Source organism: Polaribacter sp. IC073 (assembly GCF_007997075.1).
Classification (GTDB): domain Bacteria; phylum Bacteroidota; class Bacteroidia; order Flavobacteriales; family Flavobacteriaceae; genus Polaribacter.
The window spans coordinates 285255-309375 of the sequence record NZ_VORS01000001.1 but is presented as its reverse complement, the minus strand read 5'-3'; the positions used below and the strand labels follow the sequence as shown (position 1 = coordinate 309375).

The 24121-nt window shown below is 31.7% G+C and carries 23 protein-coding genes; 10 read left to right on the top strand and 13 right to left on the bottom strand.

Going from position 1 to position 24121, the window contains the following annotated elements; translation table 11 throughout:
- Window positions 1-8: 8 nt before the first annotated feature.
- Window positions 9-251 carry a MoaD/ThiS family protein gene (locus tag ES045_RS01305; protein WP_147111166.1) on the top strand — a complete coding sequence of 81 codons (243 nt, stop codon included), beginning with the start codon at window positions 9-11 and terminating at the stop codon, window positions 249-251.
- A gap of 158 nt (window positions 252-409) precedes the next feature.
- Here the strand turns inward: ES045_RS01305 and ES045_RS01300 are convergent, their stop codons facing one another.
- Window positions 410-697 carry a DUF3817 domain-containing protein gene (locus ES045_RS01300; RefSeq protein ID WP_147111163.1) on the bottom strand — a complete coding sequence of 96 codons (288 nt, stop codon included), beginning with the start codon at window positions 695-697 and terminating at the stop codon, window positions 410-412.
- 142 nt (window positions 698-839) lie between these two features.
- On the opposite strand from ES045_RS01300, the gene ES045_RS01295 reads away from it, so the two are divergent.
- The gene (locus tag ES045_RS01295; protein WP_147111160.1) at window positions 840-1262 is read left to right on the top strand and encodes a molybdenum cofactor biosynthesis protein MoaE; all 423 of its coding nucleotides are present in this window, start codon (window positions 840-842) and stop codon (window positions 1260-1262) included.
- A 62-nt stretch (window positions 1263-1324) separates the two neighbouring features.
- Here ES045_RS01295 and ES045_RS01290 read toward each other — a convergent pair whose 3' ends face one another.
- Window positions 1325-2353, bottom strand: a complete 1029-nt coding sequence (locus ES045_RS01290) for a COX15/CtaA family protein (RefSeq protein WP_147111157.1) — start codon at window positions 2351-2353, stop codon at window positions 1325-1327.
- A gap of 414 nt (window positions 2354-2767) precedes the next feature.
- On the opposite strand from ES045_RS01290, the gene ES045_RS01285 reads away from it, so the two are divergent.
- The 6 genes from ES045_RS01285 to ES045_RS01260 all read left to right on the top strand — a co-directional run bounded on the left by ES045_RS01285 (window position 2768) and on the right by ES045_RS01260 (window position 10844).
- Window positions 2768-4042 carry a ribonucleotide-diphosphate reductase subunit beta gene (locus tag ES045_RS01285; protein WP_147111154.1) on the top strand — a complete coding sequence of 425 codons (1275 nt, stop codon included), beginning with the start codon at window positions 2768-2770 and terminating at the stop codon, window positions 4040-4042.
- Window positions 4043-4045: 3 nt separating this feature from the next.
- The gene (locus tag ES045_RS01280; protein WP_147111153.1) at window positions 4046-5824 is read left to right on the top strand and encodes a ribonucleoside-diphosphate reductase subunit alpha; all 1779 of its coding nucleotides are present in this window, start codon (window positions 4046-4048) and stop codon (window positions 5822-5824) included.
- Between the two features lie 228 nt (window positions 5825-6052).
- Entirely contained in the window at window positions 6053-6400 is a 348-nt protein-coding gene (locus ES045_RS01275) for a hypothetical protein (protein ID WP_147111149.1), read from the top strand.
- Window positions 6401-6508: 108 nt separating this feature from the next.
- Window positions 6509-6712 carry a hypothetical protein gene (locus ES045_RS01270; protein WP_147111146.1) on the top strand — a complete coding sequence of 68 codons (204 nt, stop codon included), beginning with the start codon at window positions 6509-6511 and terminating at the stop codon, window positions 6710-6712.
- 70 nt (window positions 6713-6782) lie between these two features.
- Window positions 6783-8120, top strand: coding sequence for a deoxyguanosinetriphosphate triphosphohydrolase (locus tag ES045_RS01265; RefSeq protein ID WP_147112098.1), 1338 nt, complete (start codon window positions 6783-6785; stop codon window positions 8118-8120).
- A gap of 51 nt (window positions 8121-8171) precedes the next feature.
- On the top strand, window positions 8172-10844 hold the full coding sequence (locus ES045_RS01260) for a T9SS type A sorting domain-containing protein (RefSeq protein WP_147111143.1): 2673 nt from the start codon (window positions 8172-8174) through the stop codon (window positions 10842-10844).
- 238 nt (window positions 10845-11082) lie between these two features.
- On the opposite strand, the gene ES045_RS01255 is transcribed toward ES045_RS01260, so the two are convergent.
- The 11 genes from ES045_RS01255 to ES045_RS01205 form a co-directional block, all read right to left on the bottom strand.
- Window positions 11083-11718, bottom strand: a complete 636-nt coding sequence (locus ES045_RS01255) for a carbonic anhydrase family protein (protein WP_147111140.1) — start codon at window positions 11716-11718, stop codon at window positions 11083-11085.
- A 6-nt stretch (window positions 11719-11724) separates the two neighbouring features.
- Entirely contained in the window at window positions 11725-13593 is a 1869-nt protein-coding gene (locus ES045_RS01250) for a SulP family inorganic anion transporter (RefSeq protein ID WP_147111137.1), read from the bottom strand.
- A 77-nt stretch (window positions 13594-13670) separates the two neighbouring features.
- On the bottom strand, window positions 13671-13964 hold the full coding sequence (locus ES045_RS01245; protein WP_147111134.1) for a hypothetical protein: 294 nt from the start codon (window positions 13962-13964) through the stop codon (window positions 13671-13673).
- A gap of 3 nt (window positions 13965-13967) precedes the next feature.
- Complete coding sequence (locus ES045_RS01240; protein ID WP_223267150.1) at window positions 13968-14720, bottom strand: SH3 domain-containing protein; 753 nt, start codon at window positions 14718-14720, stop codon at window positions 13968-13970.
- Between the two features lies 1 nt (window position 14721).
- Entirely contained in the window at window positions 14722-16482 is a 1761-nt protein-coding gene (locus tag ES045_RS01235) for a BatD family protein (protein ID WP_147111131.1), read from the bottom strand.
- Window positions 16483-16505: 23 nt separating this feature from the next.
- Entirely contained in the window at window positions 16506-17321 is an 816-nt protein-coding gene (locus ES045_RS01230; protein ID WP_147111129.1) for a tetratricopeptide repeat protein, read from the bottom strand.
- A 1-nt stretch (window position 17322) separates the two neighbouring features.
- On the bottom strand, window positions 17323-18369 hold the full coding sequence (locus ES045_RS01225) for a vWA domain-containing protein (RefSeq protein WP_147111126.1): 1047 nt from the start codon (window positions 18367-18369) through the stop codon (window positions 17323-17325).
- 126 nt (window positions 18370-18495) lie between these two features.
- The gene (locus ES045_RS01220) at window positions 18496-19503 is read right to left on the bottom strand and encodes a vWA domain-containing protein (protein ID WP_147111123.1); all 1008 of its coding nucleotides are present in this window, start codon (window positions 19501-19503) and stop codon (window positions 18496-18498) included.
- The gene (locus ES045_RS01215) at window positions 19490-20407 is read right to left on the bottom strand and encodes a hypothetical protein (protein ID WP_147111119.1); all 918 of its coding nucleotides are present in this window, start codon (window positions 20405-20407) and stop codon (window positions 19490-19492) included. Before ES045_RS01215 ends, ES045_RS01220 begins: the two co-directional genes overlap by 14 nt.
- Before the next feature lie 12 nt (window positions 20408-20419).
- A complete protein-coding gene (locus ES045_RS01210) occupies window positions 20420-21289 on the bottom strand; it encodes a DUF58 domain-containing protein (RefSeq protein ID WP_100946618.1) in 870 nt (289 codons plus the stop codon).
- A 75-nt stretch (window positions 21290-21364) separates the two neighbouring features.
- Complete coding sequence (locus tag ES045_RS01205; RefSeq protein ID WP_147111116.1) at window positions 21365-22354, bottom strand: AAA family ATPase; 990 nt, start codon at window positions 22352-22354, stop codon at window positions 21365-21367.
- Window positions 22355-22493: 139 nt separating this feature from the next.
- On the opposite strand from ES045_RS01205, the gene ES045_RS01200 reads away from it, so the two are divergent.
- Together ES045_RS01200 and ES045_RS01195 are read left to right on the top strand one after the other, a co-directional pair.
- A complete protein-coding gene (locus tag ES045_RS01200) occupies window positions 22494-23060 on the top strand; it encodes an RNA polymerase sigma factor (protein WP_147111112.1) in 567 nt (188 codons plus the stop codon).
- Between the two features lie 65 nt (window positions 23061-23125).
- On the top strand, window positions 23126-24115 hold the full coding sequence (locus tag ES045_RS01195) for a FecR family protein (RefSeq protein WP_147111109.1): 990 nt from the start codon (window positions 23126-23128) through the stop codon (window positions 24113-24115).
- Window positions 24116-24121: the final 6 nt, after the last annotated feature.

Sequence of the window (24121 nt, the reverse complement as noted above, 5' to 3'; positions counted from 1 at the left end):
AGTTACAGATGAAAATAGAAATTCTTTTTTTTGGTATTACTTCGGATTTAATTGGTGAGACGCAACAAAATGTTGAGTTTGAAAATTCAATTTCTGTCGCCGATTTTAAATCGGTTTTAAAAGAAAAATATCCACAGTTGAAAAACATCAATTCATATGCAATTGCGGTAAATGAAGCTTATGCTGAGGATCAATTGATTTTAAAAGAAAAGGACGTGGTTGCTGTAATTCCGCCAGTTAGTGGAGGGTAATTTTTTTAAAATTTATACAAAAGAAACACGTTGTATAAAACGTGTTTCTTTGTTTTCTGTGTGTCTTTTAATTCCGTTTTTTAAGAATAATAAAAGCGAAAATTTTTATAGTAAAGACTCATTTATTTTTCTCTCTAAATACTTGCTTACGAACAGTTTTAGGCAGATACTTTTTTACCGAAATATTTCTTATCAACATAAAAAGTACCAAAAGGAATAACAGATGCAACTAAAACAATTGCTAGCGTTTTATTGTTCCAATTCATTTCTTTTTTGATAAGAATTGCCAAAACAACATACAACATAAATAAAATTCCGTGAGGCATTCCTAACATTTTTACATAAGAAGCATCCCCTTGAAGATATTTAATTGGTGTTGCTATAAAAAGTAATAATAAATAAGAGATCCCTTCTAAAAAGCTAATAATTCTAAAGATGTTTTTCATTTTTTTTATCTAATTAGTCATTGCGGTTTTACGAAGCAACCTGTTGATTGAAAGAGCGGTTCCTTGGTTAAAATTTCCTAGTAATGACGTTTCATTTTATAAATACAAAAATACAAAATTGTTTCCCTATTTTTGTTGAACAATGCAGAGAACTTCCATAAAAATATCATCAGAGAAATTAGATTTAAATGAGTGCTACAATTTTGTAGAAGATGCTGCTTGTGGCGGAATTTCGGTATTTGTAGGAACTGTTAGAAATGACACGCAAGGAAAAGAAGTAACGCAGTTAGATTTTTCTACTTACAAACCCATGGCGATTAAAGAGATGCAGAAAATTGCAGATTTGGCTTTGGTAAAATTTGATGTTAAAAAAATAGCCATTCACCATGCAGAAGGAATGTTGCAAATAGGTGAAATTCCTGTAATAATTACCGTTTCTTCTAAACACAGAAAAGCCGCTTTTGAAGCGTGTGAATTTGCCATAGATACGTTAAAAGAAACTGTACCAATCTGGAAAAAAGAACACTTTTCAGATGGTAAAGTTTGGGTAAACGCACATCCATAACCTTCGTTGATCGTTTTTAGTATACGATTGTATTTAGCGCAACCGTAAGAAACTAAAAACGGTTACTGTGAATTACGAACTACTTTTCTACTCTGTAACCATAAATAAAATTGTACTCCAAATAATACTGCACCAGCTAATAAATGCGTGGCTTGTGTACCTAAAGGAAATTCTGCATAATACATTAACATGCCCGTAATTGTTTCTAGGAAGATTAAAAAGAGAATCCAGTTTACTAAATTGTAACCTAAGTTTTTAATTTGATTGATGTAGAACATCCCTAAGTTTACCAAGACAATTGCAATGGTAAAAGATCTATGAAAGTAGAATTTAAAACTAGGATTCATTAAGCTGTAATCTTTGTTTTCAAAGCCGAATAATTTTACTTGCTCGTCTATAAATTGCCTTACCTGGGTTCCTAATGCAATTTGTATCAATGAAAAAAGGACTGAAATAATTAATAATTTATTAAAAACGGCATTGTATTTAAATGTTGGTTTCTTATCAGAAACAATAAACTTCAACCATAGTAAAAGAGCAATAATGATTAGGCCAACAACCATGTGAATGGTAATAATTGCAGGTGTTAAATTAGAATCTACTACGGTTTTTCCTAACCAAGCCTCAAAGAGCATTAAAAAGAATGCTGTATAGGCAAGTATAGGAATCCTTTTATCTGTTTTTCTAAGTTTAAAAGCGCCGTAAACTAAAAATAGAAATACAAAACCAGCCAAAACAGAAGCTAACCTATTAATGTATTCCGTCCAAGTATGATACTTATTAAATTTGTTATAATCGTGTTTTGTGTAGCTTGCCCAATTTTTTGTATTAAAGGTTGTTTCCGTTTTTAAATCGTGTTCGGCAACAAATAACACTTCATCTTTAATAATAATAAAACCTTCTTTGTAAACAGTGTTTGGTTTCCAGGTAATTTGTTCTTCAGAAGTTGGCGGAATGTAATAACCAAAACACTTTGGCCAATCGGGACAACCCATTCCAGAGCCTGTCATTCTAACGACAGAACCGGCTAAAAATATTAAATAAACAGAGATAATAGCAATTTGAACTATTTTTGGAAACCTATTTTTCATCAAAAAACCTTTTTACAAAGATACTTCAAAAAAGAGCGCGTCTAAAAGCTTTTAAGCAGTCTTCTGTTATCTGTAAAAATTCTAAATAAAGCAAGTTTTTAGAGATATAAAAATTGTTTTTCAAGTTTATTTCATAACCTAATTTTTATTTTTTTTGAAAGAAATTTTTATAAAAATAAGGTTTTAAGAATGTCAACAGTAGCAGCAACTTAGGTGTTTTTAGGCTTTTAAAATATTGATTATCATTTATTTGAAAAATCGTTCATTTTTTGAGATATTGATGAAATTAGCGCTATTGTTAAAAACTTCAAGGGATTTGTGAATAAGTATAACTTTCTTTTCGGAACAAAAAAGGCAATCTTTGTAGAAGTCGTTTTCAGCGATTAATTAACCCTCAAATAACACCAATTTACTGTGGAAATTACGCATATCATCAAAAGAGACTCTGAAACTACCACTTTCGAGCTAGAAAAAATTACAAAAGCCATTGAAAAGGCAATGCTTTCTGTAAACAATGGTACTATAAAAGACGCAATAGCAATCTCTAATATTGTAAACGGTACTCTATTAGAAAGAAAGTTAAAAGAACCAGATTATACACCCACAGTAGAACAGGTTCAAGATATTGTAGAATATAAATTAATGGACAGTCCTTTTCACGATGTTGCGAAGGCTTACATTTTATATAGAGATGAACAAACTAGAAGTCGAAAAAGCAATATTTTTGAAAAGAGATTAAACTTAAAACCCTATGATTATCCTGCTTTAGGTGAATATGTAGATGCGATTAGACATTCTTATTGGATTCATACAGAATTTAATTACACGAGTGATATACAGGATTTTAAGACGTCTCTTACACCTATAGAGAAAAATGCTATAAAGAATACCATGTTGGCAATTTCTCAAATAGAGGTTGCAGTGAAAACCTTTTGGGGAGATATTTATAAAAAGATGCCAAAGCCAGAAATTGGTTCGGTGGGTGCTACGTTTGCAGAAAGTGAAGTGCGACATCATGATGCATATTCGCATTTATTAGAAATTTTAGGATTAAATAATGAGTTTAAAAACTTAAGAAAAAATCCTGTAATTATGAAACGTGTTAATTATTTAGAAGCAGCCTTAAAAAACGTAAACAGCGAAAACAATAAAGATTTTTCTGAGTCTATTATCTTATTTTCTTTGTTTATAGAGCACGTATCTTTATTTTCTCAGTTTTTGATTATCATGGCTTTCAATAAGCATAAAAATGTTTTAAAAGGAATCTCTAATGTGGTAGAAGCTACTTCTAAAGAAGAGCAAATTCATGGAGACTTTGGTATTGATCTTATTAAAATTATAAAAGAAGAAAATCCAGAATGGTTTGATGAGGCGCATAGTGTATTGGTGCAAGAAACCTGTAAAGAAGCTTTTCTTTCTGAAAGTAAACTAATCGATTGGATTTTCGAAGAAGGAGAATTAGATTTCTTACCTAAAAATGTAATTAAAGAATTTATAAAAAATAGATTTAATAACTCGTTAGCAAGTATTGGTATTACAAAAATATTTGATGTTGATGAGGCGCTATTATCTCAAACAGATTGGTTTGATGATGAAATTATTGGAACCAAACATGGTGATTTCTTCGTGAAAAGATCTATCAATTATAGCAAAAGAACTAAAAGTATAACCAGCGACGACTTATTTTAAATTATGAACCTGAACGACCAAAATATTGCCGAACTTACCGAACACGAACAATTAATTCAAGCTAGAAATAGTGCGAGAGAGAAGATGCTTAAAGATAAAAATGAACCAGAAATTGAATGGCTAACAGATAACAGTCGTAAGTTTTTAGAGTCGGGTTATTTAACAGGAGATACAACACCAGAAGAAAGAATACGTGAAATTGGAGACAATGCAGAACGTATTTTAAAAATGGATGGTTTTTCTGATAAGTTTTATAAATATATGGCAGCGGGTTATTACTCATTATCATCTCCAGTTTGGTCTAACTTTGGTAAAAAAAGAGGCTTGCCTATTAGTTGTTTTGGTTCGCACGTGGCAGATGATATGGGAGATATTTTATTCTCACAATCAGAAGTTGGTATGATGTCTAAGTTAGGTGGAGGTACTTCTGGTTACTTTGGTAAATTACGCCAAAGAGGTGCAGATGTTAAAAATAACGGATCATCATCTGGTTCTGTTCACATTATGCAATTGTTTGAAAAAATGGTGGATGTTGTGAGCCAGGGTTCTGTAAGACGTGGAAGATTCTCTCCATACTTACCAGTAGACCATGAAGATATTAAAGAGTTTTTAGAAATAGGAACAGAAGGAAACCCAATACAAGAATTAACGCATGGTGTTACTGTAAGTGATGAATGGATGCAAGCCATGATTGATGGTGATGTAGAAAAAAGAGGTATTTGGGCAAAAATATTACAAAGAAGAGGAGAAATAGGATACCCGTATATTCTTTTTAGAGACAATGCAAACAACGGTACGGTAGATGTCTACAAAGACAAAAACCACGAAATTTATGCAAGTAACTTGTGTACAGAAATCATGTTACCGTCTAATGAAGATTGGTCTTTTGTTTGTTGTTTGTCATCAATTAACTTGGTGCATTATGACAAATGGAAAGATACAGATGCGGTAGAAACATTGGCATATTTTTTAGATGCAGTAATGCAAGAATTTATCAATAAATTGGAAGTGTATAGAGATTCTCCAGATAGAGATGATCAGTTTACATTCCGTTTTATGGAAAAAGCATATAACTTTGCAAAAGACAACAGAGCTTTAGGTTTAGGAGCTTTAGGTTGGCATTCTTTATTACAATCTAAAATGTTGGCATTTGATAGTCCAGAAGCATATGCGTTAAATAGTGAAATCTTTAAAGTAATTAAAGAAAAATCATACAAAGCATCTGAAGAAATGGCTAAAATGTATGGTGAACCAGCAGTTTTAAAAGGATACGGAAGACGTAATACAACGTTAAATGCAATTGCACCAACCACATCATCTGCCTTTATATTAGGACAAGTATCACAAGGGATTGAGCCAATTTGGTCTAACATTTATGTAAAGGATATTGCGAAGATAAAAACGACCATTAAGAATCCTGTTTTAGAAAAATTATTAGAAGAAAAAGGACATAATACATTAGATGTTTGGAAAAGCATTAGAGACAATGATGGTTCTGTACAACATTTAGATGTTTTAACAGAAGCAGAGAAAGAGGTATTTAAAACCTATTCAGAAATAGATCAAAAAGTAATTGTGTATCAAGCGGCAAATAGACAAAACCATATAGATCAAGGACAATCTATAAATATAATGGTGCACCCAGATATGCCAATTAAAGAAGTAAACGATGTATATATTACGGCATGGAAACTAGGTGTAAAATCGATGTATTACCAACACAGTATGAATGCTGCACAGAAATTTAAACAAAAGAAAGATTGTTTAAATTGTGAAGGATAATTAGTAAATCAAAAATTGATAAAGAGAAGCCGAAAGGCTTCTCTTTTTTTTTTGAAGCTATTTTCCAGCTTTCACTACTCGCTTTTTTTATTCAGAAAAAGAATAAAAAAGAGCTCAAACAAACCGTTCAATCTGGGCTAAACTTTTTTGTTTGCTTTTAACAAGAGAGAAAGGGAAGTGTCTTTTTTGTATCTTCATTTTTTAAAATAAATTAAAAGAAACCTATTAATGACTTTAAAAACAATACTCTTTATAGTTTTAGGAATCGTCTCTTTTAGAGTTTCTTTATTGGTTAAGAAGAATAGAGAAGAATCTAACAAAACAAGAGAGCGAATGTTGGCAAAAGTTGACCAAGCTAAAAACATAGAAAAATTTAAAAACTCATTAGATTCTCAGCATCCTATCTCAACCTCTATTGTTCATTTATTAGAAAATTTTGAGGTACATGATGAGGTTGGAAATAAATTAAACGAAGAGGAGATAAAATCTATAGAAAATAAATTACAATTACCTGTATCATATAAAATATTTTCAAAGTATTTTGGAGACGGTGGTTCTTGGGTTTTTAGTCAATAAATAGATAGTATTCAAAACCATTCTTATCTAAAAGATTATAATGAAAGTTTAAAAGAAAACATTCAATTAGACGAACAAACCATACATGTAGATAGTTTTCTTTGTTTAATGACAGAAGATTCTAATGGAGGCGCTTGGTGTTGGTTAATTTCAGAAGAAAAAAAGGACAATGAATGGGCTTTAGCATATTATATTGATCAAAAACTACATTATAAAGTAGAAAACTTTACAGAATGGTTAAATATTCTAGCAAAAGATGGTTATGAAGTTATTAGAGAATTAGATACAGAAGAAGAACTTGGTTTAGAATAAACGTATTCAAACATAAAAAATAGAAAAGCTTCTCTTTTTTGTTTATTTTCGACAATATTTTATAATTATGATGAACTGGGAACAACTCCTTTCTTTAAAACGCTTTGGCGACACACAAAAACGCGAAAGAATAGCACAAGATGAAACTCGTTTGGGTTTCGATGTAGATTTCGATAGAATTATATTTTCTTCTGCATTTAGAAGCTTACAAGACAAAACACAAGTAATTCCGTTATCTGAAACCGATTTTGTACACACGCGTTTAACGCACAGTTTAGAAGTTTCTGTTGTGGGTAGAACTTTGGGTAGAAGAGTTGGTAAAGTGTTGTTAGAACGCCATCCAAACTTACAAGAATTAGGATACACTTTTAACGATTTTGGTGCCATTGTAGGTACTGCTTCTTTAATGCACGATATTGGGAATCCGCCTTTTGGGCATTCTGGTGAGAAAGCAATTGGCGAGTATTTTAAAACAGGAAATGGTGCAAAATACAAAGAACAACTTACCTCAAAAGAATATCAAGATTTAGTAGATTTTGAAGGAAATGCAAACGGATTCAAGATTTTAACCGAATCTAGAGCGGGTATTTCTGGCGGATTGCGTTTGTCTTACGCAACCTTAGGTGCGTTTTTAAAATATCCAAAAGAAAGTCTTCCTAAGAAACCAACAAACCATGTTGTAGATAAAAAATACGGCTTTTTTCAATCAGAAAAACAAGCGTTTTTAGAGGTTGTAGAAGATTTAGGAATGTTGCAAAAATCTACAGAAGCTATTTCTTTTTACAGGCATCCGTTAGCCTATTTGGTAGAAGCTGCAGATGATATTTGTTACACAATTATCGATTTTGAAGACGGAATTAATTTAGGCTTAATTGATGAAGAATTTGCTTTAGAATACATGATTAAGCTAGTGAAAGATACCATTGATAGTAAAAAATACCATTCACTAAAACACACCAAAGATAGAGTAAGTTATTTAAGAGCTTTGGCTATTGGAGTTTTAATAAATGAAGCTGTTGACATCTTTTTAGCTAATGAAGATGCCATTTTAAACGGAACTTTCGAGAAATCTTTATTAGAGAAGTGTAAGTATGAGGCACAAATTAACGACATATTAAAAATAAGTGTCGCTAAAATCTATAAAAGTACAGAAGTTGTAGAGAAAGAAGTCGCTGGGTATCGAATTATTGCAGACTTGTTAGATGTATTTGTCACTGCGCTCAACAATCTGTTCGATGGCAATCCGTCTAATTTTGACAATTTGGTATTAAATTTATTACCAGAAGAATACAAAACGGAAGCAGTTAATTTATATGACAGAATTATGCAGGTTTGTAGTTATGTTTCTAGAATATCAGATAGTTATGCAATACGAATGCACAAAAAAATAACAGGAAATATCACATAAAATTATTAAAAATCACTAAATTTGGTTACTTTTTTAAAGAAAATATAAAATATGAATAAAAAACTATCTCTTTCTATCTTGGCTGTAGTTGCCATAGTTGCCATTTTTTTGATAAATAATAACAAAGAAACAGCGTTTGAAAAAAAACAAAAAGAATATGCTGCATACTTAGCAAACCATCCATACTCTAAAAGAAAATCTTTAACGAGAAAAGAGTTAAGAGCAATTCCTAAAAAAGACCGTCCGGATTTAGCATTTGAACAAGATTTTTTAAGAACAATGGATCCTACTACCAAAAAACTACATCAAGACAGGCTGATAAAAGCCTTAAGATATGGTAAGAAGGTAAAACGTGAAGCAACGCTTAGTAAAACTGCCGCAACTAATTTTAATTGGGAATCTAGAGGCCCTAAAAAGGTAGCGGGTAGAGTTCGCGCTTTAATGTTCGACCCAAATGATGCAGCGGATAAAAGAGTTTTTGCTGGAGGTGTAAGTGGTGGTATTTGGAAGAATGAAGACATTACAGATGAAAATTCTGCATGGAGTATGGTAAGTCCGGATATGTTAAACTTTGCAATTTCCGCGCTAGATTATGATCCAATTCAGACCAATACATTTTATGTAGGTACTGGTGAAGGTTGGGGAAATGTAGATGCAGTTAACGGTGCTGGAATATGGAAAACAACCGATGGCGGTGTTACTTGGAACAATCTTATTTCTACAATTAATTTTGAATATGTATATGATTTAATCGTTAGAAATGAAGGAGGAACCGAAGGAGTAATTTATGCTGCTATGCGAGATGTTGAAGACATATTATCCGACGGTACAGATTTATTTAGATCTGTAGATGGCGGTATAACTTGGACGGTAGCATCTACAGAAGCAATTAGAGATTTAGAATTAGGATCGGACAATACAATATGGGCAGGAGATGCAAGTGGCTCTATATTCTCATCTTCAAATGGTGTTGTTTTTGCTTCTAAATATACTGCTACATTAAGTTCTTTAGGTAGAGTAGAACTAGCAACTGCTAAATCTAATGCAGATGTTGTTTATGCCTTAATTACCAGTGGGAATAAACTTGGTGAAATTGTTAAAACAACAAATTCTGGAACCACCTGGGAGAATGTAACAGAACCTTCTGACTCTGGTGATTCTACGGTGCCAAATGATGATTTTACGCGTAACCAAGCTTGGTATGATTTGATTATAAATATAAACCCTGCTAATGAAAATGAAATTTATGTAGGTGGTATAAATACGTTTAGAAGTTTAGATGCTGGTTTTTCATGGAATAAAACATCGAGTTGGGAACTTTCTGTAGATGCTTCTGTTAGTTACGTTCATGCAGATATTCATAATATAATATTCAGACCAAATCATAATGAACTTTTGGTAGCATCAGATGGAGGTATTTTTTATGCTCCAGACAATACTAAAATCCAAAATAATAATGGTTTTGTTCCAAGAAATTTAAATTTTAACATCACACAATTTTACTCTGCAGCAATAGATCCTATAAATGTTGATGGCTTTATGGGCGGTGCACAAGATAATGGTACCAATTATATCTATGAACCAGGAGTAAGTAATTCTTTTGAAATATTAGGGGGAGATGGAGGTTTTAGCTTTATAGATCAAACAGCAAATGATGGTGTAGATGGTATTTATTATATTGCTTCTACACAAAACAATGTTTCTTATTTATATGACTATTCAAAGCCAGAAGTAGACTATATAACCTTAATAAATAATAACGAATCTGGCAGTTTTATAAACTCTTCAGATTATGACGATGATAATAATATTTTTTATTCTTATGATGGTCCTAATAATATAACAAGAGCAAAATTAAAACCAGATTACGAAGACCAAGGAAATAGAAGTAATTTTTCAGGAGAAAAAGATGTGGTAAGTAGTTTTCAGTTCTCTGGTGCCGTAGTATCGCATATTAGAGTGTCACCACATAATAAAGAGAATAGACAGGTGTTTTTTGGAACTAATATCGGTAGAGTTTTAAGAATGAATGCAAATACCGATTCTTTTACAAGGTTAAATACTACTGGTGTTGCAGGAAGTATTTCTTGTATTGAGATTGGTGCAACAGATGATGAAGTTTTGCTAACATATTCTAATTATGGTGTAAAAAGTGTTTGGTATACAATTGATGGTGGAACAACTTGGACAGATGTAGAAGGAAACTTACCAGACATTCCTGTTAGATGGTCTTTATTTAATCCTTTAGATAGAAAAGAAGTAATTGTAGCAACCGAAGCGGGTATTTGGAAAACAAGCGATGTTACTGCAGCAAATGTTCTTTGGGAACCTGCAAATTCTGGAATGGGAAATGTTAGAGTAGATATGCTACAATACAGAGCTTCAGATAATTTAGTTTTAGCAGCTACACATGGTAGAGGTTTATTTACAGGTAAATTTACAACGGTTACAGCTTCTGTAGAGGATGTTTTAAGAAATAATAAAGCGTTTACAGTGTTTCCAACAGTTTCTAAAGGTAACTTTACTGTTTTTGCTAAAAGTTCTTTAGGGAAAGCGAAAATGAATATTTTTGATATTTCTGGAAGACAAGTTTACAAAGCAAATTTAGACTTTAGTACGAATGAAAAACAAGTGGTTTCATTAAATGTAAATTCAGGAATTTACATTGTGAATTTGGTAGACGAAAACGGGAAGAAGGATTCTAAAAAGATTATAATAGAATAATTATAAAAGGATAATTTAGTGCTTCTAAAGTTTTGGAAGACGTTAGATCATTACAATAAAAAAGACGCTAATTGTAGCGTCTTTTTTGATGCTTTAAAATTCCTTGAGTAAAATAACGGAAAAGTTACCAATACTAAAAATAGATATTGAAAATTAATATTAAAAAAAATAAGGCAGTAACCTAAAATTACTGCCTTTATAATTATTTCCGAAACTTTATTCAGTAGGTAATAATAACTTACAACATCATTACTTTTCCTCTGCTAATATGGTAAACACCACCCACAATTTTAATTTCTCCGTCTTTTTCCATTTGGTTTAATATAGGACTTTTCTCTCTAATTCTCTGAATGGTTAATTTTACGTTGTTTTCAATTGTTTTATCTACAAACTCTGTGTTAGAAGAATTGTGCTTTCCTTTAACTTCTCCTTCAGATTTTTTAACTGCTGGCTGAATATTATTTAACATCGATGTAATGTTTCCTAATTCTACATGATCGCATGCTGCTTTAATGGCACCACAACTTTCATGACCTAAAACAAAAACCAATTTACTTCCTGCAACCTTGCAAGAGTATTCCATACTTCCTAAGATGTCTGTATTTTCAAAGTTTCCTGCAACTCTAGCGACAAAAATATCACCAATAGTTTGGTCAAAAATTAATTCTACAGGAACTCTAGAATCGATGCATGAAAGTACAATTGCTTTTGGATGTTGACTCTCTGTTGTTTGGGTAATTAAAGCTTTATGATCTATTGTATGAACTTCGTCTCTAACAAAACGAGAATTACCTTCAATAAAATCTTGTAACACAACCATAGGTGTTAGTTTATCTTGAGCATCTTTTGTAATGGCTTTATTTCTGTGTGGCATAGTTTTTTAGTTTTTGAATTCGTCTTTTACATTTTGTTTTATCCATTTTACACAACTATCAAAATTTTTAAAAATGTGCTCTTTAGGGATAAAGTCTGGAATGATATCAATTCTTTCCATCATATATCTTGGTTGTTTTAATAAGTTTACAAACAATACCTCAATGTTTTTCTTCTTTAAATCTAACAGCATGTCTTCCATGGCATAGAGCCCAGATTGATCCATATATTGCATTCTACCCAAACGAAGAATAACCGTTTTTGCAGTTTGAGGTATTTGCAGAGAAAGCGCTTGAAAATCACTTGTAGTACCAAAAAATAAAGGACCTTTTACATGCTTAATAAACACTTCTTCTTTTAAGTTTGTTGGAAAACTAATTTCATCATCCCAAGCTTCTTCTTTTAATGATTTCACATCAGATCTTTCTGCTGTTAAATCGCCAATTTTTTTCATAAACATTAGAGAAGCAATGATCAAACCAATACCAACTGCGTATACTAAATTCCAGAAAGTAGAAAGTAGTAAAACTACCATCATAATTAATACTTCAGAACTTACTTTAATCGGACCAATTTTAATGTCTTTTGGCAAGTAAGGTATTGCTTTCAATCCTTTATAATCCATTACACCAATACCAACAGTAATTAAAATACCTGCTAAAACTCCTGCAGGAATTTTTGAAGCAATTGGGCCTAAACCTAACATAATTACAAGTAACATAACTCCTGCAATCATACCAGAAAGTTTTGTTTTTCCACCAGCATTTATATTTACAACAGTTCTAATAGTTGCACCTGCTCCTGGAAGACCACCAAATAATGCTGCGACACTATTTCCTATTCCTTGACCAACCAACTCTTTATTTGGTTTGTGTTTCGTTTTCGTCATATTATCTGCAACAACACTTGTTAAAAGCGAATCTATTGCTCCCAATAGCGCTAGTGTTAGGGCTGTAAAAATATACGGCGTTAGATTAGCAAGACTAAAACCTGTAAAAATTTCCCATTTCGGAATTGGAATACCACTCGGAATTTCTTGTATTGTTCTATAGTCTAAACCAAAAGCAACAGCAATTCCAGACATTACAATTAAGGCAACAAGAGTACTTGGTACTTTGGTGGTAATCCGTTTAAAACCGTAGATGATAATAATTGTACCTAAGGCGAGTAAAAGTTCTAACCAATTAATATTTTGTAAAGCCCTTGGAAAAGCTTTTATAGCACCTAAAGCACCAGAAGTTTCTTTTGCTGCTAATGTTTGTGATTCTTTTTCTATATCTGCAGCCGTAATTAATTGACCTCTTCTATTGGTTTCTTCAAAATTTTCTAAAACTAAAATACCTTTACCTGCTTCTTCTTTTAAGATATTCTCTAGAATAACTTCTTGTGCTTGTGCTTTAAATGTGTTTACAAATTGAACATCTTCTTTTGGGTAATAACCAACTGAAGGCAATACTTGAGTAAGTAAAATTATCAATCCGATTGCAGTCATAAAACCAGAAACTACGGGGTAAGGAATGTACCGAATGTATTTTCCGAGACCAATAACCCCTAATATAATTTGAAATAATCCTGCCAAAAGAAAAACAGTTAAAATAGCTGGTAGTGCTTTTGTAATATCGCCATCATTTGCAGCAACAATACCTGCAATAACTACCATACTAACGGCAGTCATGGGTGCCGTTGGACCAGAAATCTGAGTGTTTGTTCCACCAAAAAGTGCCGCAAAGAAACTAATAAAAATGGCACCGTATAAACCAGCACTTGGTCCCAAACCAGAAGAAACACCAAAGGCTAACGCCAAGGGTAATGCAACAATACCCGCAGTAATACCACCAAAAGCGTCACCCTTTATGTTTGAAAATAATTTTTTCATAAATAAATAATTTTACCCATCATTGTCTAAAAGATAGGTTTAAAGTTAAAGTTAAAATTTGAAATTCTTGATAATATTTACACTAATTCTGGAGGAGGAGAACTGTTTTCCTGAGAAATATCTGTGTATTTTTTTAAATAAAAATCGAGTAAGTCCTTCTTGTCTAGAGTGTTAAAAAGGGATAAACATGTTTTAGTTTCAGAGAATTTCATATCAAAATTTTTAGAAACTTCTTTTTGATTATTTTCTTCTTCACTTATATTATAAAGAATAGAGATGTCGAAATTATCTTGTACAACAGAAAGTATTGTGGGAGTCACAATAAAAAGTGTAAAAATAAAAGTTAAGACAATAGCTACTCTAATCTTCATTAATTATAATTCTTTAATTTCTTCGGCGATTATCCATCCTAATTTTCCGTCCGCTAATTTAATCTTTTTCCAATTATCTACGACATCTAACACAATTACTTTTGCGCCTTCATGCAACGTAAAAATTTCTTCAGAATTTAGAGTGGGGGCGTCTCTAACCTCCGTTTTTTCAGCAAAAACAATAGCTTCTTTGTTTTCTTTTGTTTGATGATACTGATTATAAGTGATAAAAATAGTGAAAATAAAAAGAATAAAACTGATGCTACTCGTAGTAAAGTAGGTTCTTTTTCTTATTGGAGTATGCGCAAAGTAGAAAAATAGAAATAAAATAGCTGCAATAAAAGAAAATACAACAGTAACAATTGCCCATTCATTATAAGACAATTTTTGAAGATAATTTTTATCAAAACGCTGAAAAATAGTTTTAGGAACTTCTTCTATATTGTCTAAAGCCAAACGTTTTGCAAACACTAAATTGTTTTTTACATCGGCATGTAAAGGGTTTAATTTTAAGGCTTTTTCGTAATAGAAAAGAGTAGGACCTACTTTATTTAGCTTATAATATGCGTTTCCTAAGTTTAAGTATAACTCAGAAGAAACGGCATCTAGAGCTTCAATTTCTTTATATTTTTCAATCGATTTTTCGAACGCACCATTTTTGTATAACTCATTTGCAGCAGTAAATAAACGATCTACGTTCTGAGCCGTAACCGAGTTGGCAATCATCAACAATAAAAATAAAATCTTTTTCACCATCCTATAATTGTTTATCTAGTTGAACAATAACTTCTTTTGCGCGTTCAAATTCTTCTTTCATTTGAGTTGCTGTATATGGTGTGTATCGTGCAAAGTCAGAACTTTTTAAAACTTCAATAAATTGATTGATTGTTGCTGTTTCAACTTTTTTATGCACTAACATTTCAGTAATTTTTTCTTTACTGATGTCTGCCGTCTCGATGCCTAATTTTGCTTTTAAATAATTATGCAAAGCACGTTCTAAAGCTTCGTAGAAAGCTTCTTTTTTACCGAGTTGTTTTTGGGCTTTAGAAAGATATTTCTTAGCCAATCGTTCTGCTTTTCTAGCTTTATTACCAACAATATCATGGCTTCTTTCTTCATTTCTTTTTGCGATAAAGATTCCAACCGGAATTGCAATTAACGGCAATAAAAGTAAAATATAGAAAAGATTCGATTTAAAAAAATCAGATTTTTTTGTAGTTATAAAATTTGTCTTAGTAGCAATATATCTAAAGTTTTTGCCTGCAGCAACAACCTCTTGTTTTCTAACCGTTGTTGTGTCTAGAACAACCAATTCTTTACCCTCTTGCACGTCTACATAGAAATCTTCTGTAGCAATTGTTTTGTATTTTTTCTCTTTCGGATTAAAGTAAGAAAATGAAACACTTGGTATTTTATATTTTCCTTTATATTGAGGCACAACTGTGTAGGTGTCTATCACAGCACCAGAAATTCCGCTTGCGTTTACACGAACATTTTCTTTTCTTTTTGGTTGGTACATTTCTAATTCTACCGGTGTTTCTACCGTTGGCAATTCAAATAATTTTAAGTTTCCGTTTCCAGAAACTGCCACTTTTACTTGGCTGGTTTCATTTGCTTTTAAAATATCTTTGCTTAGCGAAACGTCAAAATTAAAATCACCAACAGCACCATAAAAGTTTGCTGGTTTCCCTTCTAAAGGAAGACTTAAAGGACTTATTATTTTCTTAGCGGATGCAAATTCTCTTCGAACATTTCTTGTAATTGCGTTACCGAAAAAATCTGATCTTCCAGAAGGAACTCCAATTACAATATCCATTTTCATTGGTGCTATAGAGAGTTTTCCTGTTTTTGTTGGAATTAAAAGGGCTTTTTGAAGTACAATATATCTGTAGTTTTCACCATTGTATTTCCCCATTTTAACTGGAAAACCATTTATTTTAATATCCTGACTCCAGAAACCGTTGTATTTTGGCGCTTCGGTTACAGAAGTATCATAAACACTAACATTTTCACTAACATACAATCGGTATTCAACATAAACACCTTCACCAACATAGGGTTTAGATTTAGAAATTTCTGCAACTAAATGAATGTTCTGTTGTGCAATATAATTGGGGTCATTCGGGTTTTTAGGAATTTCCACAGCATCTAAAACAATAATCTTTACAGGTTCAGATTTTATTATTTTGCCACCAATTTTTATGGATGCACTTCCTATAGAAAGTTCTCCTTTTCTGTTTGGTTGAAGAATATAGGTGTAAGATTGTGAAAAACTTACTTTTCCATTAATCCAAGATTGACTAACAGATTGACTCGGGCCACCCACAACTTTAAAGTTACTAAAGTTTGGCGGTGCAAAATTATCTCCACCTTGTTTGTCTATAGAAAACTCTACTCGCAAACGTTGGTTTACGCCTAATTTGTTTTTACTAATTGTTGTCTTTAAGGTTGCTTCTTGCGCAACTAAAGATAAACTTAGTAAACAAATAAATAGAGATATGTAAAATTTCAACTTCATCAACTTTTTCTAAAACGGTAAATCTACCAATCTTTTTCCTGTTTTACTTTTTTACCTTTTGCTTTTTTCGCATTCATTTTTTTCTGGGTTTTTTTCTCCTCATTATTCAAGCTTTCTAATAATTGCTTTACTTGCTGCGGTGTCATTTTACCCTGTTGCGGTTTTGGTTTCTCTTGCTCCTTTTTATCCTCTTTCTTAGGATCTTGTTTCTTGTCTTTGTCCTTGTCGCCTTTGCCGTCTTTATCTTCGTCTTTTTTGTCCTTGTCCTTTTGGTCTTTTTTGTCTTCGTCTTTATTCTTATCGTCCTTGTCTTTCTTGTCCTTATCTTTTTTGTCTTTGTCTTTATCCTTGTTTTTGTCGTCTTTCTTATCCTGCTTCTCTTTTTCTAATAATTTTTGAGCAACAGCTAAATTATAACGAGTTTCATTATCATTAGGATTATTTCTTAATGCATTTTTAAAACCATCTACAGCACCTTGATAGTTTTTAGACTCCATCATAGCATTCCCTAGGTTGTGATAAGCTTCCGCCTTTGAAAATTGGTCTGTTGCTGTTTTAGCAGTTAATTCATATTGCGGAATAGCTTCTTTAAAATTGCTGTTTTGATAGAAAGCATTTCCTAAGTTATATGTTGCTTTGTCATAATTAGAATTGCTTCCCAAAGCTTTTTGATAAGAGACAGAAGCATCTGTAAATTGTTTTTTTTGATACAGTTCATTTCCTTGACGCAACATTTTTCTAGCAGTTCTTTGCGCTGTTATGGTGTCTTTTTGTGCTGCTATTTCTTTTGTTGAAAACAGCAGGAAGAAAATGATAAGTATATATTTTAATTTTTTCATTTTAATTTTTTGTTTTCTCTTCGTTAAATAAATCAACTTTTCTTAACCATCTTGTTTTCTTATCAAACAAGAAAATATCTATGACTAAGAATAGCAAACCTAATGCCAAAAACCATTGAAACTGATCTTTATAATCTGAAAACTGTTTGGTTTCAAATTCGTTTTTTTCTGCATTTGCAATAATTTCTGCTATTTCGTTTACAGGGTTGTCTGTAAAATTTCCATCAATATATTTTCCGTCTGCAGCATCTGCAATTCCTTGTAATACTTCTGCCACTCGTTTGGTAATAACGGTTTCTCCTTTATTGTCCTTTTTATAACCTGTCATAGAACCGTTTAAACGCATAGGAATTGGGCCACCTTTTTCGGTACCAACACCAACGGTGTAAATTTTTACACCATCGTTTGCAAGATTCTGTGCAACTTGCTTTGTTTCTTCTTGATGATCTTCACCATCAGAAATAATAATCAAGAAACTGTTGGTTTGTTCATCATTATTATAATAAGTTTTGGCTAATTCTAAAGCTCCGCTAATGGCTGTTCCTTGACTAGAAACCATATCTGGATTTGCGTTTTGCAAGAACATATTTGCAGCAGCATGATCTGTAGTTATTGGTAAAAGTGGATACGCATTTCCTGCATAAATAATAATACCAACTCTGTCGGAACCAAGTTTATCTATAATTTTAGAGATAATTTGCTTCGATTTTTCTAACCTATTGGGCGCAATATCTTCTGCCAACATACTTTTAGAAACATCTAAAGCAAAAACGATATCTACCCCTTCCCTTTTTACTGTTTTTAATTTGGTTCCCATTTTTGGGTTTGTCAAAGAAATCACTAAAAAGCCAATACCTAAAAGTAAAATAATTAGTTTTAAAGTATTTTTAAAAGTCGATGAATTTGGTGCTAACTTCTTTAGTAAAGAGGCATCAGAAAACGTACGTTGCGTTCTTTTTTTCCACCATAAAACCAACAAGAAAATAACAATCATTACTGGAATAATTATTAGCAGGGAAAAATAAATTGGTTCTTCTATTTTGTACATGTTTTATTCGTGTAATTGTTTATTTGTGTGGTTGTTGTTGTATTCATAATGTCACATCGAGTAAATTCTATTTTACATCAAATTTATATCGAGATGTTATCAAATTCCTTAACATTTACACTTAATTTAAATAAATGACTTAAATAAAGTATTCCTCAAGATAAATTCTAACAACAAGAATCCTAGTCCTAAAAAGACAAAAGCTCTAAATTTTTCTTGATAATTATAATACTTAAACTCTTCTATTTTTGTTTTTTCTAGCTTGTCAATTTCATCGTAAATCTCTTTTAAAGACTCATTATCGGTTGCTCTAAAATATTTTCCTTCCGTTTCAAAAGCAATTTCTTGCAATAGTTTTTCGTCTATTTCTACCTGTTGCTTTCTAAAGTTTAATTTACCGGTTCTAGGATCTCTACTCCAAGGAAAATCTGCCATTCCGTTGGTACCAATTCCTATGGTATACACTTTAATATTTAGTTCTTTTGCTAAGTCTGTTGCAGTTCTTGGGTCGATATTTCCAGAATTATTCACACCATCTGTCAATAAAATAATAACCTTACTTTTTGCTTTGCTATCTTTTAGTCGATTTACACCAGAACCCAAGCCCATTCCTATTGCGGTTCCCCCTTCTAATTGTCCCCACTTCAATTCAGAAATGGTTCTTTTTATGATGCCTTTATCACTTGTAATTGGTGTTTGCGTAAAACTCTCACCAGCATAAACAACAATACCAATTCTGTCATTTGGTCTTCTATCTACAAAATTTATGGCTACTTTTTTAAGTGCTTCTAGTCTATTTGGCTTTAAATCTCTAGCCAACATACTTGCAGAAACATCAATTGCCATAACAATATCAATCCCTTTATTTGTTTTTGTTTTTTTACTTACAGAGACATTTCTTGGTCTTGCCAAAGCAACGATAATTGCTGCCAACGCCAACAATCTTAAGAGATATAAGATTGGTTTTAATTTAGATAAAATAGAAGCTTCTACCTTAAAACCTTTTATACTTGGCATGGTTAAAACAGCGGCATCTTTTTTGCGCATAAAAAAATACCAGATTGCCAATAACGGTATTAAAATTAGCAACCAGAGAAACTCAGGGTTATAAAATTCAAAATTACTCCAGTTCATCTTCTTTTTCTATTATTGGTTTTGGCTTTAAATTGCCTATGATAAATTCTGCATCTTTTCTATCGTCTTCAATTTCTAACGCCAATGGTTTCGATTTTGCAAACTTCACCAAATCGGCTTCACGTAATAAATCTTTCAATTTATCGATGGTTTCTTTTGAAGTTTCTATGGTATCTGTTTTTTTGAAATCTTTTATCATTTCTAAAACCTCATCCGTTGTGTTTTCTAATGCAGGTACTTTTAACTCACGCTCTATATAACCACGAACAATTTCTGTTAATTCAGAATAATATTCTTTTACTTTATTGTTTTGCCACAATAACTTGTCGTCTAATTCAGTCAGTCTTAGAATTGCTTCCTCATAAGGAGGCAAAGTTCTGTAGGTTGGCGCTTCCTCTTCTTCTTTTCTTTTTCTGATAACAAACCAATAAATCCAGAAACCAATAATGGCTAAAATTGCTAGAGCAATATAAATGTAGATTTTAAAATCATCAAAAGTAAAAGGTTCTTTTTTGATTGATTTTATCGGGAATTTCTTCACCTTCGTCGTATCGATAGCAACGGTAGCTACATTTACTAAAAGAGAATCTGTTAAAAAAGCCTGATTCTTTACAAATATTTGTTGTTGCGGAATGTAAAATGCGCCACTATCAAAACCGGTTAGAATGTATCGTCTAATTAAACTGTTTTTAAGGGTATCAATCCTTGTAGAATCTATTATTTCTAGGCCCTTTAATCTTATTGCAGGAATGATAACGTTCGCTGTTTCATCCACAGAAATTTTTAACTGAAACTGTTCACCAATTCTAATGTTTGTGGTGTCTATTTCTGCTTTTACCATTGGTTTTTGCGCAAAACTTAGGGTCGCAATAAATAGGAGTATGTAGAATATTTGTTTTTTCATTTTTAAAAGTAACTATCTTCCTTTGTGTTTAAAATAACCCAATAATTTCTTTACGTAATTTTCGTCAACTCTGGTGTTTACGGTTCCTGCACCACTTCTTTTAAACATGTTTGTATAATAATCTGTTAAGCGTAAAGCATTTGCTTTGTAACTTGTTCTTACAGATTTAGATGCTGTATTTATCAACTGAACAGCGCCAGTTTCTGAATCTAACATAGGGACCATTCCTAAATTAGGAATTTCTTCATCATGTTTGTCAAAAATTCTAATGCCTGTTAAATCGTGTTTTTTAGCAGCAATTTTTAAAGTCTTTTCATAATCATCATCCATAAAATCAGACAACATAAAAACAATGGCTCTTTTTTTCATCACACTAGATAAAAACTTTAAAGCAGCAGCAATATTGGTCTTTTTGCTTTTTGGTTTGAATTCAATTAACTCTCTAATGATTCTTAACACATGACTTTTTCCTTTTTTGGGAGGAATAAACAGCTCAATATCATCAGAAAATAAAATTAACCCCACTTTATCGTTGTTTTGAGTGGCAGAAAAGGCTAAGGTTGCGGCAATTTCTGTAACCGTATCTTTTTTAAACTGTGTTGCTGTTCCGAATAGTTCAGAACCAGAAACATCTACCAAAAGCATCATTGTTAGCTCACGTTCTTCTTCAAAAACTTTAATATAAGGTTCGTTGTAACGCGCGGTAACATTCCAGTCAATGGCTCTTACATCATCACCAAATTGGTATTGTCTTACTTCAGAAAAAGTCATACCACGTCCTTTGAAAGATGAGTGGTATTCACCTCCAAAAATATCATTAGACAAGCGTTTTGTCTTAATTTCTATCTTCCGAACTTTTTTAAGTATCTCTTTTGTATCCATTTCTTCAATTGTCCGTTAACATTTATCCATTATCAGTTTCACATTTTACACTGATAAGTGTTTATTGATAATTGATTAAGGTACTTCAACTTCATTAATAATCTGGTTTATAATGTCTACAGACGTTATGTTTTCTGCTTCCGCTTCATAGGTAATTCCTATTCTGTGACGTAAAACATCAAAAACAACCGCTCTTACATCCTCTGGTATTACATACCCTCTTCGCTTTATAAAAGCATAACATTTAGCAGCTTTTGCTAAGTTGATACTTCCTCTTGGAGATGCACCAAAACTAATTAAGTCTTTTAATTGTGGTAAATTATATTTTTCTGGATAACGTGTTGCAAAAATAATGTCAAGAATATATTTTTCAATTTTCTCGTCCATATAAACTTCATTCGCAACTTCTCTAGCTTTAATAATTTGTTCCACAGAAATAACAGGATTCACTTTTGCGAATCCGCCAGATAAATTCTGACGCATAATAAGCTGTTCATCTTGTAACTTCGGGTAATCGATGACTACCTTTAGCATGAAACGATCGACTTGTGCTTCTGGTAAGGGATACGTTCCTTCTTGCTCAACCGGATTCTGAGTTGCCATTACTAAGAAAGGTTCATCTAGCTTAAAAGTAGTATCTCCAATAGTAATTTGACGCTCTTGCATTGCTTCTAATAAAGCAGATTGCACTTTTGCAGGCGCTCTGTTTATCTCATCTGCTAATACAAAATTTGCAAAAATGGGTCCTTTTTTAATCATGAAGTCGTTTTCTTTCATGTTATAAATCATGGTTCCAACAACATCTGCCGGTAATAAATCTGGCGTAAACTGCACTCTACTAAAACTTGCTTGTACTGCTTTAGATAAGGTATTAATTGCCAGTGTTTTTGCCAAACCAGGTACCCCTTCTAATAGAATGTGTCCATTTCCAATCAATCCAATTAACAAACTTTCGATCATTTGTTTTTGGCCCACAATTACTTTATTCATTTCTAAAGTAAGAATATCGATAAAGGCACTTTCCCTTTCGATTTTCTCGTTAATAGCTCTTACATCTACATCCATTATATATTGTATTAGGTGTTATATTTTTTATTGAAAACAAAGCTACAATTTTAACAAATTTATTCTTGTTAAAAGTAGGTTAAAGATACTTTGTTATTTTTTCTTACTTTTATAGAAATATTAGAGGACTAAATTTTACATGGATAAGTTGACAGACAAGTTTTTATGGAAATCATTAAAGGAAGGAGACTTAAACGCTTTCTCTGTACTTTTTGAAACTTATTACCCAGAATTACATAGTTATGGTTTAAAAATATCGAAAGATACTGCTCTTACAGAAGATACTTTGCAAGATTTCTTTTTATATGTTTATGAACATCGAGAAAATTTAAGCGATTTAGAAACCATTGCTCCTTACCTTTTTACCTCTTACAAACGCTTTTTATTAAAAGTGATGAAAAAGAATGAAAAAGTAAAACACACAGATTTTTCTAATGAAAACTTTGCAGACATTCAGTTTACCGCAGAAGAGTTAATGACAAACCAAGAAACAGAACGATTTAAAAATAAAAACATTTCTAGTTTGCTAAATAAGTTGCCAAACAGACAAAAAGAAGCCATTTATTTAAAATATTATAGTGGTTTAAAGGCTACGGAAATATCAGAAATAATGGGAATTAATTATCAAAGTGTAGTAAATACGCTTCACAAAGCCATAAAGAGTTTAAAGGAAGAAATTTCTATTATCAAATTATTTAAGCTTTAACATAATATTAAGAGTATAGAAAAAGGGGAATTGCCTTATCTATATACATTCGATACATTTATTAAATGATAAAGAAAAAGTACAATACCATAAATGATTTTTTAGAAGATGCTTCTTTTAAAAATTGGGCACTACAAAATAATGGCACAGACATTAATTTTTGGGAATTTTGGATTGAAAACAATCCTGATAAAAAAGCATTGGTAAATAAAGCAAAAGACCTTGTTCTAGGCATTTCTTTTGATAAGAATTTAGTTGGTAAAGAAAAAGTAGCTTTCGAATGGAAGAAGCTAGAAGCTAAAATTCAAGCTAAAAAAGAAAAACCGAAAAGAAAAGTAAGATTTCTAAAGCAATTTAGTGCCGCTGCATCTATACTTTTATTAATTTCTGTTGCATTCTATTTTATAAATAGCAATTCTAAAATTATGCATAAAACAGACTATGGAGAAATTTTAACTATAAAATTACAAGACGGTAGTGATGTTACTTTAAACTCGAACTCTAGTTTGTCTTATTATAAAAATGAAAGTAGAAAAGTTTGGTTGTCTGGTGAAGCTTTTTTTCAAGTGGATAAAAAAGTAGCTACAAATGCTAAATTTTGGGTTTTAACAGACGATTTATCTGTAGAAGTTTATGGCACTTCTTTTAATGTAAACACTAAAAAGAAAAAAACAGGTGTTTTTTTAGAAGAAGGAAATATTTGGCTTAAATTAAAGAATGGTGCAGATAAAAAAATGATTCCGGGTAATTATATTTCTTATTCCGCAGCAAAAGATAAAATTTTAGAAGATAAAAACATATTTAATGCGACTATTAAAACCTCTTGGAAAAATGGTTCTTTACTTTTTGAAAACCTATCTTTGGAAGAAGCGATGGAAAAAATAGAAGAAGCTTATGGTTTTTCTATAATTTTTAAAGACGAGCAGAGTAAAAATACTTTAATAACAGGAGCTGTTCCTATTACAAATATTGACATCTGTATAAAAGCAATTGAAAAATCTGTTGATGTACTTATTATTAAAAAAGACAATAGTTTAATTATCAGTAAGAAATAGGCATCA

Coding starts and splice junctions, on each gene's coding strand:
- ES045_RS01305 (WP_147111166.1), top strand. CDS start 9: ATGAAAATAGAAATTCTTTTTTTTGGTATTACTTCGGATTTAATTGGT.
- ES045_RS01300 (WP_147111163.1), bottom strand. CDS start 697: ATGAAAAACATCTTTAGAATTATTAGCTTTTTAGAAGGGATCTCTTAT.
- ES045_RS01295 (WP_147111160.1), top strand. CDS start 840: ATGCAGAGAACTTCCATAAAAATATCATCAGAGAAATTAGATTTAAAT.
- ES045_RS01290 (WP_147111157.1), bottom strand. CDS start 2,353: ATGAAAAATAGGTTTCCAAAAATAGTTCAAATTGCTATTATCTCTGTT.
- ES045_RS01280 (WP_147111153.1), top strand. CDS start 4,046: ATGAACCTGAACGACCAAAATATTGCCGAACTTACCGAACACGAACAA.
- ES045_RS01275 (WP_147111149.1), top strand. CDS start 6,053: ATGACTTTAAAAACAATACTCTTTATAGTTTTAGGAATCGTCTCTTTT.
- ES045_RS01270 (WP_147111146.1), top strand. CDS start 6,509: ATGACAGAAGATTCTAATGGAGGCGCTTGGTGTTGGTTAATTTCAGAA.
- ES045_RS01265 (WP_147112098.1), top strand. CDS start 6,783: ATGAACTGGGAACAACTCCTTTCTTTAAAACGCTTTGGCGACACACAA.
- ES045_RS01260 (WP_147111143.1), top strand. CDS start 8,172: ATGAATAAAAAACTATCTCTTTCTATCTTGGCTGTAGTTGCCATAGTT.
- ES045_RS01255 (WP_147111140.1), bottom strand. CDS start 11,718: ATGCCACACAGAAATAAAGCCATTACAAAAGATGCTCAAGATAAACTA.
- ES045_RS01250 (WP_147111137.1), bottom strand. CDS start 13,593: ATGAAAAAATTATTTTCAAACATAAAGGGTGACGCTTTTGGTGGTATT.
- ES045_RS01245 (WP_147111134.1), bottom strand. CDS start 13,964: ATGAAGATTAGAGTAGCTATTGTCTTAACTTTTATTTTTACACTTTTT.
- ES045_RS01240 (WP_223267150.1), bottom strand. CDS start 14,720: ATGGTGAAAAAGATTTTATTTTTATTGTTGATGATTGCCAACTCGGTT.
- ES045_RS01235 (WP_147111131.1), bottom strand. CDS start 16,482: ATGAAGTTGAAATTTTACATATCTCTATTTATTTGTTTACTAAGTTTA.
- ES045_RS01230 (WP_147111129.1), bottom strand. CDS start 17,321: ATGAAAAAATTAAAATATATACTTATCATTTTCTTCCTGCTGTTTTCA.
- ES045_RS01225 (WP_147111126.1), bottom strand. CDS start 18,369: ATGTACAAAATAGAAGAACCAATTTATTTTTCCCTGCTAATAATTATT.
- ES045_RS01220 (WP_147111123.1), bottom strand. CDS start 19,503: ATGAACTGGAGTAATTTTGAATTTTATAACCCTGAGTTTCTCTGGTTG.
- ES045_RS01215 (WP_147111119.1), bottom strand. CDS start 20,407: ATGAAAAAACAAATATTCTACATACTCCTATTTATTGCGACCCTAAGT.
- ES045_RS01210 (WP_100946618.1), bottom strand. CDS start 21,289: ATGGATACAAAAGAGATACTTAAAAAAGTTCGGAAGATAGAAATTAAG.
- ES045_RS01205 (WP_147111116.1), bottom strand. CDS start 22,354: ATGGATGTAGATGTAAGAGCTATTAACGAGAAAATCGAAAGGGAAAGT.
- ES045_RS01200 (WP_147111112.1), top strand. CDS start 22,494: ATGGATAAGTTGACAGACAAGTTTTTATGGAAATCATTAAAGGAAGGA.
- ES045_RS01195 (WP_147111109.1), top strand. CDS start 23,126: ATGATAAAGAAAAAGTACAATACCATAAATGATTTTTTAGAAGATGCT.